We start from the raw sequence: 19,134 nt of genomic DNA, 5'->3' as shown, positions 1-19,134 counted from the left end.
ATATAGTAAGATGACCGAAGAAACAGCAGAACTTAAGATATTTTTTGACAGCCCGAAGGTATTTGAAATACAGAACATAAAGCCACTTATGGGGCTAACAGGACTATATTTCATTTTTAATGATAAGACGAGAATTCAATACCCTTTCAAAACATCTCGATTGCTCTACATTGGAATGAGCGAGAAAAAAACAAACAGTATCGGTAGTCGACTAACAGAACACTTTGAAGGTAAAAGTAAGAACTGGGGGCTTATCAATTACGGCAAAGTGAACCAACTTTATTTTACTTATATTAACTTCGAAATGCTTCGCAAATTCTGGAGTAACAGAGTTGAAGACCTCGAAAGCTATTTCATTCTAGACTTCGTTGAAAAATACGGTGTGTATCCTATCTGTAACAATAAATCCGGGTATGAGATATTAGATAAAAAACTAAAGGCTAACTTCATAATCAATTGGCCATACTTTGAATAAATACAAAACAGGGGCATTTTATCATGAGTGACGAAATTAAAAGCGGCAAGCAGCTAATTGAGGAGTTTTTTGCAGAGGTTATGGATATAGAAGGGGTAGACAAAAAGACTGTTGAGAAGCTGATTTTTTTGTATAGTGAAGGGAAACTGACCGATACCAACATCGAGAACGCAATGGGACAACTATTTCAAGAAGAACTTGGCGCAACCGAGGAAAAAGATGACAAAAATTAAATCAATCAACATCAGCGGAATCAGGGGTATCAAAGATCCTTTGCCGCTAAATCTGGATAATAAATCGATTCTGATATTTGGTGAAAATGGATCGGGCAAAAGTTCTTTAACTGATGCTATTGAGTGGTACTATTCAGATGGTGTTGAGCATTTGATTAGCAAAGAAACTGGCGCAACCAAAGGAAGAGGGTCATTACGCAATCTATTCATTCCTGACAATGAAGATGCATTCGTTAATATTCATTATTCCAATAATAAATTGAATGCAACAAAAAGTATTGACGGTTCATTAAGGACTTCCGTATCCAATACGACTGATAATTTCAAAGAATATCTGCTAGCTACTCAATCTGAAAATTTAATTTTACGCTACAGAGACTTGGTGGAATTCATTATCGCCACCCCTGGGGAAAAGATAGAGAAACTCCAAAACATAATTGGCTTTTCCGCTGTAGCTGATGTCCGTGGTCTTCTTAAGAAGTCTGCTGGAAGAATTGCCCGCAACATTAAATCGGCCAACTTTGATAATCAAAAAAACGCCCAACATACTGTTGTTCTCGATAACCTCGGGCAAAATGCTTATACCGACGACCAACTTTTTGCAGGAGCAAACCTGTTGATAAAACCTTTGCATATTGGAAAGGACATCAAATCGCATAAAGATATCAAGGATGTTCTAAAAACAATTGAAGCCAAAGGAGATACAGCTCTTTTGGAACAAATAAGTTTCTATACTAAGGTTGGAGAAAACTTAACGGAAATTTTTGGGAACATTGATAACATACATTCAAGCTACAAAACTTATCATACAATATACACCGAACTGCGAAAAGATCCTGAGAATATTCAAAAATTACAACTCCTTGCTTTACTGAAAGAAGGGCAGAGTGTTTTGAAAAACGATGTTGTCCAAGATGATTATTGCCCACTCTGTCTACAAGAAAAGAGCAAAATAGAATTAATTAAAGAATTAGAAGAAAGGATTAGAGAATTAGAAACGCTGGAGCAAAAGAAAGATAAGTTGAAAGAACAAGGGCAGAAATTAAAGGATACTCTGCGAGTCAACGTCAATACAATAGATGGGCTACTCAAAGAGAAGCTTTTCAAAGAGGAACAACAAGCCACACTTCTTGAGAAGGTTCAGCAAATTAGAACCTCCTTGAATGTCTTTACTGATGAACTAAAAAAGGAATTGATAGCTAAAGACTCAATTCATGAGCCGAGCAAAATACAAATTAATAAGAAAGAAATATCTGAGCTTGCCAAGCAAGCGCAAGACACGGCAAAGGAACTCACGGAAAGCAAGGGATCAAATACAAAATTCCAGATTTACACCAAGCTATTTCAAACAGTTACTGCTTACAATCAATATCAAAGCATTAAGAGACAGCAAGAAATACTGACGAAACAACAAATAACATTTCAAGTGCTTTTTGCAGATTTTATTAAAAGGCAAGAAGAAGCTTTAAATGTCTTTCTAAAGACATTCTCCACAAATATTGATGAATATTACACCGCCATGAACCCCAATGAGAAGATTAAGGATATTAAGCTTGTGCCAATCAAGGATAAAAACGATGACTTAGTCGGAATAACAATCGAGTATAGCTTCTTTGATGAGACCAAAACGCCACCAATCGCTTATTTAAGTGAAAGTCACATCAATTGTCTTGGCCTATCATTTTTTTTAGCTTCCGTGAAAGCATTCAATAAGCAGAACGAGCTTTTTATTCTTGACGATGTGATTTCCAGTTTCGACAGACCACACAGAACGAGGTTTGCAAAATTGCTAACTGATAAGTTCGGCGAATACCAAATTCTGTTGCTCACACACGATCAGGGATTCTTTGAACTAGTAGCCAGTGATGTCAAGAACAAAGGATGGCTAATTCAAAATTTTACATGGTCAAAAGAGAACGGGGTAGGAATTGAAAAAGGTACAACCGATATCAAAGAACGAATTCTTAAAAAATTTGAGGACAAAAACACTAATGGACTTGGTAACGATATCAGGGTTTATACTGAAAAGATAATGAAAGAAATCGCCAACAACATAGATGCACAAGTGGCTTTTCGTTACAATGAAATAAATGAAAAAAGAATGGCCCCCGAACTATTGGATGCTGTGCACAGTAGAATTTCAAAAAAAGGAAGCGAATTGAAGGACAAGGCCAACATTCAAAGACTAAAGGGAATACCAATGTTTATCGGTAATGTCACGTCCCATGACAACGAGTTCAATGAAAGTATTGCAGACTTGGCGGCAATATGGGAAGACATTGAGAAAACCATTCTTATCTTTTACTGTGATGAGTGTGGAAAGTCTATTTCTATCAAATACTTTGACAATGTGGAAAATAAAATTAGGTGTGGGTGCGGCAAGTTGACCTACGATTGGAAGCAGTAAAATGAACCTATCCGACCGTTAGAGGCTTTCTATTATTCTACATATGTAGGCAACGTTCGTAACTTTCGACACTTTTTGAATCATCAGTTCTTCTGCCCGAAAGGGATTTTCGATGGATGAGTAGGCGCGCGAGGGCTGGGGTTTGCAGGCGTACTAAACTAGTACGTCGAAGAAGCACAGTCCGACGCGCAACGTGGTCAGGCGCGAAAAGATCTTCGGCCCCTCACTCAGTCATCGCTTATTAACTCTCCCAATACTCTCTCAAACTAATAATCCTGATCCCTTCAAATTCTTTCAATTTCAGCATCTCCTTGTCGCCTGTTACAATTACATCGGCTTTGCCCGACACGGCACATTCAATTATACTATTACCGGGGCTTGCGTCGCCCCCTCCCCCGGCAAAGCCGTGTGAGCCTCCCCTTCTCGCGAGCTGTGCTCACTGTGTAGATTGCCGCAGGGGAGCTTGCGGCAATCTATGACCAGAAAATTTGACGAATTGCTCTCTGATAGAACTTGCCTACAGTTTCCTATATCTCGTTCCTCTTCCCATTCCAATTCTTTCAACCTTTCTGAGAGCAACCAGCCTGTTGAGAGCCTGAAGCACCGTAGGTTTTACTATTTTGGTTTCCCGGCAAATTTCAATAGGCGCTGCCTCTGGAACTTTTTGCAGATAGTTCCAGACTTCCATTTGTTTCGGCGAAAGCAGCTTTTCCACATCCTCGCTTCCCATTAGTTTGATGGCTATCTCGGACTGTTTGAGCAAAACATCAAGGAAGAAATTAAGCCATGGAAAAATATTCCCGGTTTTTCTATTGAAACTTTTCTGACTTTTTACAAGCGCTAAATAGTAATTGTTTTTATTATCTTCCACTATCTTCTCATGCGAAACATAGGGCATGAAGGCATAGCCTTCTTTAAGCAGAAGCAGGTTTGTCAGAATACGGGAAACCCTTCCATTACCATCCTGAAAAGGATGAATTTTGAGAAATTCAACCAGAAAGTTGCCGATTATAAGGAGGGGGTGATATTTCTTTTCTTCAAGTGCCTGCGTTGCCCACTCCATAAGTTCCTGCATTTCTTTAGGGGTAAGATAGGCTTTGGTAGGTTCAAATACGGTACCGATACTCTTGCCGTTTTGATCGAACATTTCGACAGTGTTTTCTGTCTTCTTATAATCCCCTCGATGTCTTTCGTCCTTCTCTACATATTTGAGCAACTGATTGTGAAAGTGTTTGACTGTGCTTTCACTGAATTTGATAGACTTCCAGGAATCAAATACATTATGAAGCAGTTCATAGTATCCTTGCACTTCCTGTGAATCTCTATCAGTAAACTTTTTTGTAGTTATGCCCTGCATCAGCTTTTCAATTTCTTTATCAGTGAGTTTCGCCCCTTCAATACGGGTAGAAGCTCCGGTGGAAGTAACCAAAACAGACCGTTTTAAGCGGCCTAAAGCTTGAGGGTTAATTTGCAGCCCGCCAATCCAACGCCCTTTAATTTCATCAATTTTGGCTATTTTCGATAAAACCTCAGAAGGAATGGGGGATAGTCTTCTGTCGAGTTTAGTCATTGCCTTTTGCATATTGTTAACTATATTCGATTATATGTGATTGTATGCTGTTTGTCAAGTCTGCCAAAAGTATTGCGTTTCTCACAATATACTTAATTTGATAGAATTCCTTTTTCTGCCTTTCTTTCAGCGAAATCCTTACAGCATCCTGAATCAATGCGCTGATAGGCTTGCCTTCTTCCCTTGCCACAAGTTCCATTTCTCTCGCAAGGTTACATGATAATATATTCAAGTTTTTATAATAAAATAGTGGAATGAAATAGAAGATATGAAAAACAATCTATGTCTTTTCATTTTCCGGATTAGCATAAACGCTTATGCTAATCCGGGTTGAGTGGACATCGGCATTTCGGAAATTTTGCAGATGTGGATGGGCTGTAAGTCTTGCAGGCCGGAGGCGTACTTAATGTACGTCGGAGGATCGCAAGGCGCAGCAGACCGCCGCAGATCAAAATTTTTGAACATGCCGATGTCCGGCTAAAGAGAAAACATGGAAATAACACATAGCAAAGGCCCGGTCACTCCACGAGGAAGCATGCCGCAGCATGATTATTGGTGGAGAATGCGTCCAACCCCGGCTCTGCTGCCAAACACACCTCACTCTGCCGCCTCTCGCACCTCGGATAATATGGACACCCACCTGCTGCCTGCCCATCATCCCCTGCCCTTTTTGCAAACTCACCCTTTACGGAATCTATGAGCATTTTTGTATAAGGATGGAGTGGGTTATAAAATACTTCATCCCCCTTCCCTGCTTCAACCACCCTACCCTTATACATGACAATAATTTCATCTGATAAAAATCTTACAACATTCAAATCGTGTGATATAAACAGCATCGTTATCCCGGCTTTTTCCTTTATATCCATAAAAAGGTTTATTATCTGCGCCTGGATTGACACATCGAGAGACGATACAGGCTCATCAGCAACAATCAATGAGGGATTTGTCGTGAGTGCCCGGCCTATTGCAACTCTCTGTCTCTGTCCTCCGCTCATTTCATGGGGGTATTTGTTGAGAAAGTCGTTGCTGAGCCCGACAATCTCAAGTATTTCTTCAACCCTGTCCATGACATGGTCTTTTTGCGCAGCTTTATGGAATAGAACAGGTTCTGCCAGAGTTTCGAAAATCTTCATTCTCGGGTTAAGGGAGGAGTATGGGTCTTGAAATATAATCTGCATTTCTCTTCGTAATTTCCTTAAATCATGCCCATTGATGTCATTAAGGTTATTTCCCTGGAAAACAATATTCCCGGAGTCCGGTCTTTCAAGGAACATGACACATCGCGCCAGGGTGCTTTTTCCTGAACCGCTTTCGCCGACAACACCAAGGGTTTTCCCCTTATCCACACTAAAAGATATGCCGTCAACCGCTTTTATTGTTTCCTTTGCGTAAGAAAAGGCACTTTTTTTGACTTCATATGTCCTTTTCAGTTCTGATACAGAAAGCACTTCACTCATAGAGAAAGCACCTCACACACCTGCCCTCACTTTTCTCAATCATCAGCGGCTCTTTCTCCTTGCATATCGGCATAACGGATGTACATCTCGGATGGAATTTACATCCTTCAGGGATTTCCGACAGTTTCGGCACAAAACCGGGGATTGCCGTCAACCTTTTTTCAGTGCCTCCAAATCCGAAAACAGAATTCAACAACCCTTTGCTGTAAGGATGCAGAGGCTCTTTGAAAAAATCATCAACAGAGCTTTGCTCAAGTATCCGTCCCGCATACATGATGCTTATTATATTGCATAATTTTCTGACAATATTGAGATTGTGCGTTATGAAAAGCATCGAGGTATTATATTGCCGCACCAGCTCCTTAAGCAGAAAAAGTATCTGTGATTCTGTGACAACATCAAGGGCTGTCGTCGGCTCATCCGCTATTATCAGAGAGGGGTTGCAGGATATTGCAATGGCAATCAACACTCTCTGCCTCTGGCCGCCGCTTAACTGATGAGGATATTGCATATATCTTTTTTCCGGTTCATCGAAACCGACCTGTTTTAAAAGATCGATTGACCGTTCTTTTGCTTCATTCATCTGGACATGTTTATGTATCACTATTGTTTCGCTTATCTGTTCCCCTATCCTTATGACCGGATTCAGAGCTGTCATGGGTTCCTGGAAAACCATTCCGATCCTGTCGCCTCTTATGCTTTCCATCTCAGTCCCGGTTAATTGAACAAGGTCTCTGCCTTCGAAGATAATCTGACCTTCGGTTATCTTTCCCGGAGAAGGCACAAGACGCATAATTGAAAGGGATATCATTGTTTTTCCACACCCGCTCTCTCCTACCAGTCCGAATATCTGACCTTTCATAATGTCAAAACTGACGCCTTCAACAGCCCGGACTATATAAGAATCCGTTATAAATGATGTATTTAATCCTGTTACACTGATTGCAGGCTCGTTCATAAAAATCCCTTTGATTATTTTAACCCTATGCATTATACTAAACCAATAAAAAATGGCAAGCCTTTTATAGGCTATAACGTTTATCTTCTTTGTTTATACAAATAATATACAAGTTATGAATTTGATAAAACTACCGGAATCTATTAATAGAAAAGAAGCATACCTGATACACAATTACAACAAGGAGTCGTTATGGATGAAAAAAGCATAAAAGAAGGCCTTACATTTGACGATATCCTCCTGGTGCCGTCATACAGTGAAATAATGCCTAAGAGCGTAGATGTGTCAGCCCATATAACGAGGGAGATAAAACTGAATATTCCTCTTTTAAGTGCTGCCATGGATACTGTAACAGATGCAAAAGCAGCCATCTGTATTGCACAGGAGGGAGGCATAGGCATTATACATAGGAATATGAGCGTTGAAGATCAGGCCCATGAGGTAGAAAAGGTAAAAAAATCCGAAAGCGGGATGATTGTTGATCCCATTACCATATCACCTAAAAATAAAATTAAAGATGTCCTCGACCTCATGTCAAAATACAGCATATCCGGTATTCCGGTAACAGTAGGGAAGAAACTCGTCGGCATCATAACCAATAGAGACCTGAGATTTGAAACCAACCTTGAAGAAACTGTAGAAAATGTCATGACAAAGGATAATCTGATCACTGTAGAAGAAGGCATCAGCCTTTCGGAATCGAAAAAAATCCTTCATAAACACAAAATTGAAAAGCTCCTTGTAGTTGATAAGAAATACAACCTTAGAGGATTGATTACCATAAAAGATATTGAAAAGATGAGAAAATTCCCTAATTCCTGCAAGGATAATCTCGGCAGACTCAGAACCGGAGCAGCCGTAGGCGTAAGCAAGGACCGGGACGCCCGCGTTGATGCGCTTTTAAAGGCAGGATGCGATGTAATCATCATTGACACTGCCCACGGACATTCAAGAAATGTCATCGAGTCAATCATTGATGTCAAAAAGAACTTTAAAAATGTTCAAATCATAGCAGGAAATATAGCAACGGCAGAAGGATGCGAAGCCCTCATTAAGGCAGGCTGCGACGGTGTAAAGATCGGCGTCGGACCGGGCTCGATATGCACCACAAGAATCGTTGCAGGCATCGGCGTCCCGCAGGTTACAGCCATCGCTGAAGTGTCAAGGGCAGCAAGAAAACACGGGATACCGACTATTGCCGACGGCGGCATCAAATTTTCCGGCGATATAACAAAGGCCATTGCGTCAGGCGCCAATACCGTAATGATAGGAAATCTTTTCGCAGGAACAGATGAGACTCCCGGTGAAACGGTCCTGTATCAGGGGCGTACCTATAAGGTATACAGAGGCATGGGATCTCTTGAGGCCATGAAAGAAGGAAAAACAAGAGACAGATATTGCATCGCAGAAGACGAGATAGAATCCAAAATAATTCCCGAAGGCATAGAGGGCAGAGTCCCATACAGAGGCTCCCTCTCTATCTGTATTCAACAGCTCGTTGGCGGGCTCAAGGCCGGGATGGGATATACAGGATGTACTAATTTGGAAGAACTCAGGACCGGATGCAAATTCATAAGGATAACCTCTGCCGGATTAAGAGAAAGTCATGTTCACGATGTGTTTATCACAAAAGAAGCTCCCAACTACAGAATTGAATGAGGAAATATGGATTATCATAAGGAAATTATCTTAATACTTGACTTCGGCTCCCAGTATACCCAGCTCATAGCAAGAAAGGTCAGGGAGCTTGGCGTATATTGCGAAATATATCCATACAACATGAATCTTAATGCTATTAAAACATTGAAACCCAGGGGTATCATCCTGTCAGGCGGCCCTAAAAGCGTATCCGAATCCGATGCACCCATATGTGACAACGATATTTTTAGATTACATATTCCGATACTGGGGATATGCTACGGCCTCCAGCTTATCACAAAACTATACAACGGCGAGGTGGACAAGTCGGAAAAGAGGGAGTACGGGAAGGCACATATTTTCATTGAAAAACCCGATGGCCTGCTGAAAGGGATAAAAGATAACGATATTATATGGATGAGCCACCAGGACAGGATTTTTAAAATGCCGGAAGGTTTTATCTCCATTGCCAAATCTGATAATTCACCTTATGCTGCGATAAAAAAACAAAATGAGAATATATACGGAGTCCAGTTTCATCCTGAAGTGCACCACACACCAAAGGGAAAACGCATCCTGAAAAACTTTTTATACAATATCTGTAAAGCAAAGGGACTTTTTTCCCCAAAATCTTTTGTTGAGCTTTCAATAGAAAAGATTCAGAAAGCGGTCGGTAATGAGAGTGTCATATGCGGTCTCAGCGGCGGTGTTGATTCTTCGGTTGTTGCTGCCTTAATTCATAAGGCTATCGGCGACAGGCTGACCTGTGTTTTTGTAAATAACGGTGTGCTCAGAAAAAACGAGGCTCAGGAAGTGCTCGATCTTTTTAAGGACAGGCTCCATCTCAATCTGAGATATGTAGACGCAGAAGAGAAATTTATTGATGCCTTAAAAGGTGTAACAGACCCTGAAAAGAAGAGAAAAATCATCGGCAGGCTTTTTGTCAAAATATTCGAGGAAGAGGCATTAAAGCTCGGCAATGCAAAATATCTTGCACAGGGCACGCTATACCCTGATGTAATAGAAAGCACATCTTTCAAGGGTCCGTCTGCAACAATTAAAAGCCATCATAATGTAGGGGGACTCCCGAAAAAGATGAAGCTTAAACTCCTGGAACCGTTGAGAGAGCTTTTTAAAGACGAAACAAGGATAGTCGGAAAAGAACTCGGATTGCCTGATAATGTGGTCTACAGACAACCTTTCCCCGGACCGGGCCTTGCTATAAGAATCATCGGGGATGTGACAAAAGAAAGACTCCACACCTTAAAAGAGGCAGATGATATCATCAGACAGGATATCGAAAGAGACGTACATTTCCGCCATATCTGGCAGTCTTTTGCCATATTGATACCGGTAAAAACAGTAGGAGTCATGGGCGATGAAAGAACATACGCCCACGTTATAGCCTTAAGATGCGTTGAGAGCGAAGACGCAATGACTGCAGACTGGGCTCGTATCCCCTATGAAACACTTGACAAGGTGGCGAGAAGGATAATAAACGAGGTCCCCGGTGTTAACCGTGTTGTCTATGATATATCATCTAAACCGCCCAGCACAATAGAATGGGAATAATAACAGCAATTTTGAATTTTTAATTGCGAATTTTGAATTGCGAATCCAAAGAAGGATAAATGAAAATAAATGAAATGAATCATAAAAACTTTAATTGGTCATAATTAATGAAAGACTTTGTCCATCTCCATGTGCATACACAGTACAGTCTCCTTGACGGCGCAATCAGGTTCGACCGTCTCTTTGATCTTGCCCATACATATAAAATGCATGCATGCGCCATAACAGACCATGGAAATATGTTCGGCGTTGCCGATTTTTATTTTGCTGCAAAACAAGCAGGCATTAAACCGATCCTCGGCTGTGAGGCATACATCTCCCCAAAATCACGTTTTGATAAAAAAGGCAGGGGCGAGGACAATGCCTACCACATCATTCTTCTGGCGCAAAACAACACAGGATATAAAAACCTGATAAAAATGATAAGCTCTGCACAGCTTGAAGGTTTCTACTATGTGCCGAGAATAGACAAAGAGCTGTTAAAATCTCATCATGAGGGTCTTATATGTCTCACTGCCTGCATTAAAGGCGAAATACCCAACGCAATCCTGAAGGGCGACGAAAGGCACCTGAAAGATCTTATAGAAGAATATTACTCGATCTTCGGAGACAGGCTTTTTTTTGAATTGCAGGACAACGGCCTGAAGGAACAGGAAATCATCAACAACAGGCTCGTTGAGTTATCTTCGCATTACAACATACCCTATGTGGCGACAAACGACTGCCACTACCTGAGAAAAGAAGAAGCAAAGGCACATGAGCTTCTTTTGTGCATCCAGACAGGCAAAACAATGCTCGACAAGGACAGGCTCAGCTTTAAAAGTGACGAGTTTTATTTCAAAGGCTCCGAACGCATGGAGTCGGCCTTTGCAAACTACCCTGAAGCCCTGTCGAATACCATGAAAATTGCCGAAATGTGCAATGTAACCATCGAAACAGGCGTATATCACTTTCCTGAGTTTAAACCGCCAAAGGAAATGGAACTGAATGAATACCTGGAAGAGCTCTGCCGTATTGGTCTTACACAGAGAATCCCCAAGATCAGGAAACTCTATGAATCATTTCCTGAAGGACTTTCACAGGAATATAAGAAAAGACTTGAATACGAACTCGGAGTCATTAAAAATACAGGTTTCTCAGGATACTTCCTCATTGTTGCTGATTTCATCAACTATGCAAAATCAAACGGCATTCCCGTTGGACCTGGAAGAGGCTCTGCAGCCGGAAGCCTTGTAGCCTATTGCCTCGGCATTACAGATATTGATCCCATAAAATATGATCTGATCTTTGAAAGATTTTTAAATCCTGAAAGAATCAGTATGCCCGATATCGACGTTGATTTTTGCAAAGATAAAAGAGAAGAAGTCATCCGATATGTAACGGAAAAATACGGCAAAGATAATGTAGCCCAGATAATTACCTTTGGAACAATGCAGTCAAAAGCCGCTGTCCGGGACGTAGGCAGGGCACTGGGACTGCCCTATGCGGAAGTCGACAAGATTGCCAAACTCATACCGGCAATGAGCAAGGAGATTAAAAACGCTATTGAGGATGAACCACAACTCAAAGAGTTATACGAAAAAGACAGCAACATAAAGGAACTTCTCGATAATGCCATGGTCCTTGAAGGGCTTGCAAGACATGCCTCAACCCATGCGGCAGGCATCGTGATTTCAAATAAACTGCTCACCGAACATCTTCCGCTCTACAAGGGTCAAAAGGGTGAGACCGTCACTCAATTTACTATGAAAACTATTGAAAAAATCGGTCTTATCAAAATAGACTTTCTTGGTCTTGAAACCCTTACCCTGATAGATAATGTCCTTCAATTGCTGAAATCCAAGGGCATAGAAATAGATATTACAAATATCCCTCTCGACGACAAGAAAACATATGAGCTTCTCTCTTCAGGCGATACATCGGGCGTGTTTCAGCTTGAAAGCAGGGGAATGAGGGAGCTTCTCGGAAAGTTAAAACCTTCCAAGTTTGAAGACATCATGCCCCTTATCGCGCTCTACAGACCCGGTCCTTTAAAAAGCGGAATGGTTGATGAATTTATTAAGAGAAAAAATAACCCTTCCCTTGTAAAATATGAAACACCGGTGCACGAAGAAGTTCTTCATGATACATACGGAGTAATTATATACCAGGAACAGATAATGAAAATCGCTCGCGCTCTTTCCGGGTTTTCACTGAAGGATGCCGATGCCTTGAGAAAGGCCATGAGCAAAAAAATCCCTGAAGAGCTCGAAAGATATAAAGGAAGCTTCATTGCGGGCGCAGAGGCTAATAAAGTACCAACCAAAATAGCTTCAAAAACATATGACGTCATCCAACGGTTTGGGGAATACGGTTTCAACAAGTCGCACAGTACGGCCTATGGTCTGATTTCATACCAAACTGCTTATTTAAAAGCCCATTATTATACCCATTACCTTACCGCCATGCTCACAGTTGAGATAAACGATACGGATAAACTGTTTAAATACATCAAGGAGTGCAGGGAATCAGGTGTAGAGATCCTTCCGCCCGACATAAATGAAAGCAAAAAACCTTTTTCCATAGAAAACAATAAAATCAGATTTGGGCTGTCGGGGATCAAAAATGTCGGAGACGCTGCCATTGATTATATTCTAAATGAGCGCAGTAAAGTCGGCAGATTTGAATCTTTTACAGAATTCTTAGGTGTTGTTGATTCAAGAAAATCAAACAAAAAAGTTCTTGAGAGCCTTGCCAAGGCCGGATGTTTCGACAATATGGGCCTGAAGAAATCACAAATTCTTTATTTGCTGAAAGAAAAATTGGACAGGTTTCAAAAAAAGGAAGATAAAAACGGCCGCCAGCAAATGGATATGTTCGGGGATAACTTCGGCATGAACAATGTTATTGACATCCCTGATATGGAGGAACTTACCCATGATGAAATGCTGAGGGCGGAAAAAGAAGCCTTCGGTTTTTATTTCAGCCGCCATCCCCTGCAATCGTATGAACATATTATAGGTGCGATTACACCGTACAATACACAAAACATAAAAGAGATGGATATCACAGAGGATGTGGATATTGTAGGCGTTGTAAGCGCATATCGGGAGGTTGTTACAAGACGCGGCGATAGAATGGCCTATGTCACAATAGAAGACACAAACGGCACTGTTGAGACAATCGTCTTCCCTGATTTGCTCTCAAAATGCCCCAATATATTGAAGGAAGACAAACCTTTGATAATCAACGGGACAGTTGAAAAGTCCGAAGAAGGAAACGCTAAAATAAGGGTAAAAAACATTACACTGCTTGAAGATATTACCCGTGATATGGGAAAGGCTGTAAAAATTAAAATTAACTGCGAGTTGTTTCCAGAGAATGGATTGAAACTGTTGAAAGACATTCTTTATGGCCTGAAAGGCAAATCAAAGGTATCTATTGAATTACAACTGAACGGTGAAAACCGATTGTTAAACATACAAGACTTATGTGTTGACCATAATAAAATGACTGTTTTGTATAAACATTTTACAGATGGTATAACATTCGAGGTGGAAAATGAGATTTTATCTTGATTTTGAGAAGAGACTTGAACCCCTGGAGAGAAGGATTAATGAAATTGAAAGATTCTACGATATAAACGACCCTCACTACTCAAAAGAGGTTACGTCTCTTTCAAAAAAGATTTCCAAGGTTGAAAAGGAGACATACGGTGAGCTCAGCAATTGGCAAAGGTCTCAGATATCGAGGCATTTAAACAGACCACACACTCTTGATTACGTTAACTATCTTTTTACAGATTTCACAGAGCTTCACGGGGACAGGAAATTCAGAGATGATCCGGCTATTGTGGCCGGTTTTGCAAGATACGAGGATATTTCCCTTGCAGTTGTGGGGCAGCAGAAAGGAAAGGACGCAAGGGAGATGGCCAACAGAAATTTTGGCATGGCTCACCCGGAGGGCTACAGAAAGGCAGTGAGAATTATGGATATGGCCAACAGACTTGGAAAGCCTATTATTACTTTTATCGATACACCAGGAGCTTTTCCGGGAATCGGCGCTGAAGAAAGAGGCCAGGCAGAAGCGATTGCATCGAGTATTTATTTTATGTTCTCCCTTTCCGTTCCAATAATTTCAATAGTAATCGGCGAAGGAGGCAGCGGAGGCGCGCTTGCAATAGGCGTAGGCAACAGGATTCTCATGCTCGAAAACGCTTCCTATTCAGTAATATCACCTGAGGGTTGTGCAGCTATCCTCTGGAGAGACGGAACAAAAGGAGCTTTGGCTGCCGATGCCTTAAAGCCTACTGCTTTTGAACTTAAGAAACTGGATGTTATTGATGATATTATTAATGAACCTTTTGGCGGCGCCCATAGAAACTGGGAAGAAACTTTTTTTAATACAAGAACTGTTTTTGCTAAAAATTTAAAAGAATTGCTGGAAATTTCAAAAGAAGAACTACGGATACAGCGATATAATAAATTCAGAAAAATGGGTGTATTCATGGAGGAAAAATGAACAGCATATCTTTTGATATTACAAATGTGCTTTCAACTGCAGTCAATAAAGAAGGTCTCGAAAACTCTTCAATAACAACTATCTCTGAAAAACTCCACTACTACAACAGGGAGCTTTGGGCAAAACCTTACCCTTTTATGGACCTGCCTGTAAACAAATTTCAATTTTCTGAAATGAAGAAACTTTGCGAAGTTCTGAACACGAAAAAGCTGAAGAACATTGTTCTTCTCGGCATCGGAGGCTCTTCTCTCGGCACTGAGACTATTTTTAACGCCCTGCTTAAACCCTTCCATAATCTTAGTGATACGGCAAGAGGCGATAAACCGAAGTATTTCATACTCGACAATATAGATCCCAATAAAATAAATATGATTATCGATATCATCACGCCTGAAAAAGAAGATACCCTTTTAGTAGCAATAAGCAAATCAGGCGAAACACCTGAAACAATATCTCAATTTATGATTTTCAAGGAATTGCTTGGCAATGCGAAGGAAAGAATAGTCGTAATAACCGACAAAGAGAAGGGGATTCTCAAGGAAATAGCCAATAAAGAAGGTTATCCTGTCCTGAACGTTCCTGATGGCGTAGGAGGAAGGTTTTCCGTGCTTACCCCTGTCAGCATATTTCCAGCAGCCGTCATGGGCATTGATATCGATGAGATAATGGAAGGAGCCAAAGATATGGCTCAGCACATTAAAGAGAAATCTCACAATGAAAATATGGCTATTATTCTTGCGAGTATCCTCTACCTTATGGACAAACAGGGCAAGAACATCCATGTTATGATGCCTTACTGTGAAAGACTTTCCGGTTTTGCAGACTGGTTCAGGCAGCTTGAAGGGGAGAGTCTCGGAAAAAATATGAAGGGACCTACCCCATTAAAATCCATAGGCGTTACTGACCAGCATTCACAGCTCCAACTGTATATTGACGGTCCAAAAGACAAATTCATCACCCTCATATACAGCGCCGATGATGACCGGACCATTCCTAATTCATTCACTTACATCGAATCCATTGATTATCTTGCAGGGAAAAATCTGCGTGATCTTTTTTATGCTGAATTCCTCGGGACTACTCTTTCAATCACTGAATCCAACACTCCTAACCTTATTATCATCATTGACAAAATCAGCGGGTATAATCTGGGTGCGCTCTTCATGCTGTATGAAATGGTTATTGCCTATCTCGGATATCTTTACGAAGTCAATCCATTTGACCAGCCCGGCGTAGAACAGGGAAAGATTTATACAAAGGCAATTATGGGTAAAAAGGGTCTTGAAGATAAAAAGGAAACCATCGATTCGAAACTTTCCTTTGCAAAAACAATTATAAAGTTTTGACGGCCTGACCTGACACTTACGCCAGGGACCAGACCAGTAATTGTGGGCTAAACATATACAATATCTATCGGAAAGTCCGTCACTCTTTCCAGCCCGTCTTTGCGGACAATAAAATCAACCTCTATACCTATCGCCCCTTCTCCGGGGATGATAAATTTAGGCTCAAATGCAAAAACCATCCCTTCTTTAAGAATAGTATCATGCCTCGGCGTAATAACAGGAAGCTCATTAATCTCAAGGCCAAGTCCGTGTCCGATGAAACTAACTTTACCGGCTCCATAACCCATAAAATATTCTTCGAGTTGTGCCTTCTTTGCCTTATCCATTGCCCTCATGAAAACTTCTGTTCCGTTCACCCCTTCCCGTGCAAATACTCCTGTATCTTCAATAATTTCCTTTGCAATATCGTATCCTTTGCGAAAAACATCTTTCATCTTTCCTGCCACATAAGGTCTTGTTTCGTCAGTAATATATCCGTTGTATCCTCCGCCGTAATCAATAAGCACAGGCACACCGTTTTTAATCCTGTTTATTGAAGGTCCCTGGGCAACGGCATGGGTAACGCCTGCGCCTGAAATAGGCACATCCGCATGTGATTGAATGGTGCCTGAATAACCATGACTTATATACATATTCATCATTTCCTGGTTCAAACCCCTCATACGCAAAAATCCCTGATGACCGAAAATTCTCCCCTTGGTTTCCAGTATGGCGCCAATCTCTACCTCGCTCATGCCTTCTTTAACAACATCCTTTGCCTGTTCAAAAACATGGGTCACAATCTCACCTGATTTCCTGATCTGCTCTATCTCAAAGGGACTTTTTATCAACCTTACATCCTTAATCAATAAAGAAAGGTCTACAAAGTTCTCAAATCCGAGCAAACCCTTCCAGCGCTCAAAGATAGAAACGGGTAATACGTCAAACTCCATTGCCCCCCTACCCTTCAATACCTTTTTTTCTGCAAGGATGGCTTTTACGTCCTTATCTCTCTTGATGGGTATTATATTGAGAGGTGTCTCGTAAACCGCCCTTTCCATGGTCTTTTCAATAAAAAGTAAAGGATCTCCTCCAACAGGCACAACAAGGACACCCTTCTGCAATGTACCTGTAAAATAGAACATATCTACATTCTGTAAAATAACTGCAAAATCAATGTCATTTTCAGCCATTCTTTGCTTAAGTTTCTCTATTCGGTCTTCGATTTCCGCTTTAGGCGTGAGATCACATATGTTTAAGTTCTTCAACATAGCCTACTACCCTCCTGACAATATCTTCCTTGCTGATCCGCTGAGATTCTTTCTCGTTACGCATCTTTAGTTCCACAAGTCCTTCTTTCAGATTCCTTTCACCGATTGTAACTCTCAATGGTATGCCGATAAGGTCGCAGTCCTTGAACTTTACCCCCGGACGTTCATCTCTGTCATCCATTACAACATCTATGCCTTTATCCATTAGTGCCCTGTATATTGTATCGGCCAGTTCCATGCTTTCAGCATGTGAATTGTTTACAGGAAGCACATTTACTTCAAATGGTGCAATAGCCATAGGCATTACTATTCCATTCTCATCATATCCCTGCTCAATTGCTGCTGCCACAGTTCTTCCAATTCCAATACCGTAGCACCCCATCACCATGTTTCTCTCTTTTCCATCTTTATCAAGGAAAGTTGCCGTCATGGCTTCGCTGTATTTCAAACCCAGTTTAAAGATATGTCCCACCTCAATTCCTTTTGTGGACAACAACCTGCCGTTGCATCTCGGGCAGGGGTCTCCTTCGCGTACTGTTTTTAACTCAAAAAAACCTTCAACTTTAAAATCGCCTGTATTAACCTCGACAACATGGACATCTTCCTCATTTCCGCCAATTACAAAATCCTCCATATATTGGACATCGCTATCCGCATAGAGGGGTATTTTAAGTCCTATCGGTCCGGAAAAACCAAGCGGCCCGCCTGTATGTTCTTCTATGGTATACTTGTCTGCAAGTTCCAGATAATCAAGGGATAAAATATTTACAAGTTTTGTTTCGTTGATTTCCCTGTCTCCTCTGACCAATACACCGCTAACACCTTTATTTGTATTGTAGATCATTGTTTTCAGAATTTTGTGCGGGTCAACATTCAGAAATGACGCCACCTCTTCAACCTTTCTCTGATTAGGCGTCTCAACACGCCTGTAGTTGCCTTTTTTGCCTGTGAAAGCACCACCTCTGTTGCCTGCCTCTGCTTTTTCAAGATTGGCTGCATAATCACATGTATCACATGACACGATAACGTCCTCTCCTGTTTCAGCAAGTACCATAAATTCATGGGAAAAACTCCCTCCTATCTGGCCGGTATCTGCCTCTACAGGCCTGAAACGGAACCCGCATCTTTTAAATATATTATTATAGGCATCATACATCTCCATATAGCTCTTTTCCGCACCAGCCTCGTCCATGTCAAAACTGTAGGCATCCTTCATGGAAAATTCCCTGCTTCTCATAACTCCGAATCTCGGCCGTATTTCATCTCTGAACTTTGTCTGTATCTGATACAGACTCAAGGGCAGTTCCTTATATGACCTTACCTCTCTTCTTACAAGATCAGTTACAACTTCCTCATGGGTTGGGGCAAGGCAAAATTCCCTGTCATTTCTGTCATGAAACCTCAGTAATTCCTTCCCGTATTTATCCCATCTTTTACTTTCCACCCACAATTCCTTAGGCTGAACAAGAGGCATCAGTATCTCCTGTGCTCCCTTCCTGTTCATTTCTTCACGAATGATATTTTCTACTTTTCGCACAGACTTTAAGCCCAAAGGCAGCCATGTATATATTCCGGACGATAATTTTCTGATATATCCAGCCCTTAACATCAATTTGTGGCTAATTACTTCAGCTTCTTTCGGAACTTCCTTCATTGTAGGGATAAACATCTTTGAAAGCAGCATTTTGCCTCCTGTTTTTAACGATGCGTGAAGCACGATTTTTT

14 protein-coding genes are annotated in these 19,134 nt (G+C 41.1%); 8 read left to right on the top strand and 6 right to left on the bottom strand.

What is annotated here, in order from left to right:
- Nucleotides 1-10: 10 nt before the first annotated feature.
- The 3 genes from NT010_13375 to NT010_13365 are packed head-to-tail and all read left to right on the top strand — an operon-like array spanning nt 11 to nt 3,115.
- The gene (locus tag NT010_13375; GenBank protein ID MCX5807028.1) at nt 11-475 is read left to right on the top strand and encodes a hypothetical protein; all 465 of its coding nucleotides are present in this window, start codon (nt 11-13) and stop codon (nt 473-475) included.
- Between the two features lie 23 nt (nt 476-498).
- Nucleotides 499-708 carry a hypothetical protein gene (locus tag NT010_13370; protein ID MCX5807027.1) on the top strand — a complete coding sequence of 70 codons (210 nt, stop codon included), beginning with the start codon at nt 499-501 and terminating at the stop codon, nt 706-708.
- A complete protein-coding gene (locus tag NT010_13365; GenBank protein MCX5807026.1) occupies nt 695-3,115 on the top strand; it encodes a hypothetical protein in 2,421 nt (806 codons plus the stop codon). The genes NT010_13370 and NT010_13365 overlap by 14 nt, the downstream gene beginning before the upstream one ends.
- Before the next feature lie 517 nt (nt 3,116-3,632).
- On the opposite strand, the gene NT010_13360 is transcribed toward NT010_13365, so the two are convergent.
- The 4 genes from NT010_13360 to NT010_13345 all read right to left on the bottom strand — a co-directional run bounded on the left by NT010_13360 (nt 3,633) and on the right by NT010_13345 (nt 7,103).
- Nucleotides 3,633-4,685, bottom strand: a complete 1,053-nt coding sequence (locus tag NT010_13360; protein MCX5807025.1) for a Fic family protein — start codon at nt 4,683-4,685, stop codon at nt 3,633-3,635.
- 16 nt (nt 4,686-4,701) lie between these two features.
- On the bottom strand, nt 4,702-4,884 hold the full coding sequence (locus tag NT010_13355) for a hypothetical protein (GenBank protein ID MCX5807024.1): 183 nt from the start codon (nt 4,882-4,884) through the stop codon (nt 4,702-4,704).
- Nucleotides 4,885-5,203: 319 nt separating this feature from the next.
- Complete coding sequence (locus tag NT010_13350) at nt 5,204-6,145, bottom strand: ATP-binding cassette domain-containing protein (protein ID MCX5807023.1); 942 nt, start codon at nt 6,143-6,145, stop codon at nt 5,204-5,206.
- Complete coding sequence (locus tag NT010_13345) at nt 6,138-7,103, bottom strand: ABC transporter ATP-binding protein (protein MCX5807022.1); 966 nt, start codon at nt 7,101-7,103, stop codon at nt 6,138-6,140. Before NT010_13345 ends, NT010_13350 begins: the two co-directional genes overlap by 8 nt.
- 192 nt (nt 7,104-7,295) lie before the next feature.
- On the opposite strand from NT010_13345, the gene guaB reads away from it, so the two are divergent.
- From guaB to NT010_13320, 5 genes are all read left to right on the top strand, one after another.
- Nucleotides 7,296-8,762 carry an IMP dehydrogenase gene (gene guaB, locus NT010_13340; GenBank protein MCX5807021.1) on the top strand — a complete coding sequence of 489 codons (1,467 nt, stop codon included), beginning with the start codon at nt 7,296-7,298 and terminating at the stop codon, nt 8,760-8,762.
- Nucleotides 8,763-8,768: 6 nt separating this feature from the next.
- On the top strand, nt 8,769-10,313 hold the full coding sequence (gene guaA, locus NT010_13335) for a glutamine-hydrolyzing GMP synthase (GenBank protein ID MCX5807020.1): 1,545 nt from the start codon (nt 8,769-8,771) through the stop codon (nt 10,311-10,313).
- 107 nt (nt 10,314-10,420) lie between these two features.
- Nucleotides 10,421-13,870 (top strand): DNA polymerase III subunit alpha, encoded by a 3,450-nt coding sequence (locus NT010_13330; protein ID MCX5807019.1) that lies wholly within the window; start codon nt 10,421-10,423, stop codon nt 13,868-13,870.
- Complete coding sequence (locus NT010_13325; protein MCX5807018.1) at nt 13,854-14,813, top strand: acetyl-CoA carboxylase carboxyltransferase subunit alpha; 960 nt, start codon at nt 13,854-13,856, stop codon at nt 14,811-14,813. Before NT010_13330 ends, NT010_13325 begins: the two co-directional genes overlap by 17 nt.
- Entirely contained in the window at nt 14,810-16,159 is a 1,350-nt protein-coding gene (locus NT010_13320; GenBank protein MCX5807017.1) for a glucose-6-phosphate isomerase, read from the top strand. Before NT010_13325 ends, NT010_13320 begins: the two co-directional genes overlap by 4 nt.
- A 47-nt stretch (nt 16,160-16,206) precedes the next feature.
- Here NT010_13320 and NT010_13315 read toward each other — a convergent pair whose 3' ends face one another.
- Nucleotides 16,207-17,409 carry a Xaa-Pro peptidase family protein gene (locus tag NT010_13315; protein MCX5807016.1) on the bottom strand — a complete coding sequence of 401 codons (1,203 nt, stop codon included), beginning with the start codon at nt 17,407-17,409 and terminating at the stop codon, nt 16,207-16,209.
- Complete coding sequence (locus tag NT010_13310) at nt 17,384-19,093, bottom strand: proline--tRNA ligase (GenBank protein ID MCX5807015.1); 1,710 nt, start codon at nt 19,091-19,093, stop codon at nt 17,384-17,386. The genes NT010_13315 and NT010_13310 overlap by 26 nt, the downstream gene beginning before the upstream one ends.
- Nucleotides 19,094-19,134: the final 41 nt, after the last annotated feature.

Source organism: Pseudomonadota bacterium (assembly GCA_026388275.1).
Classification (GTDB): Bacteria; Desulfobacterota; Syntrophorhabdia; order Syntrophorhabdales; family Syntrophorhabdaceae; genus JAPLKB01.
The sequence above is the reverse complement of the archived record's forward strand: the minus strand, read 5'-3'. Positions and strand labels throughout refer to the sequence as shown.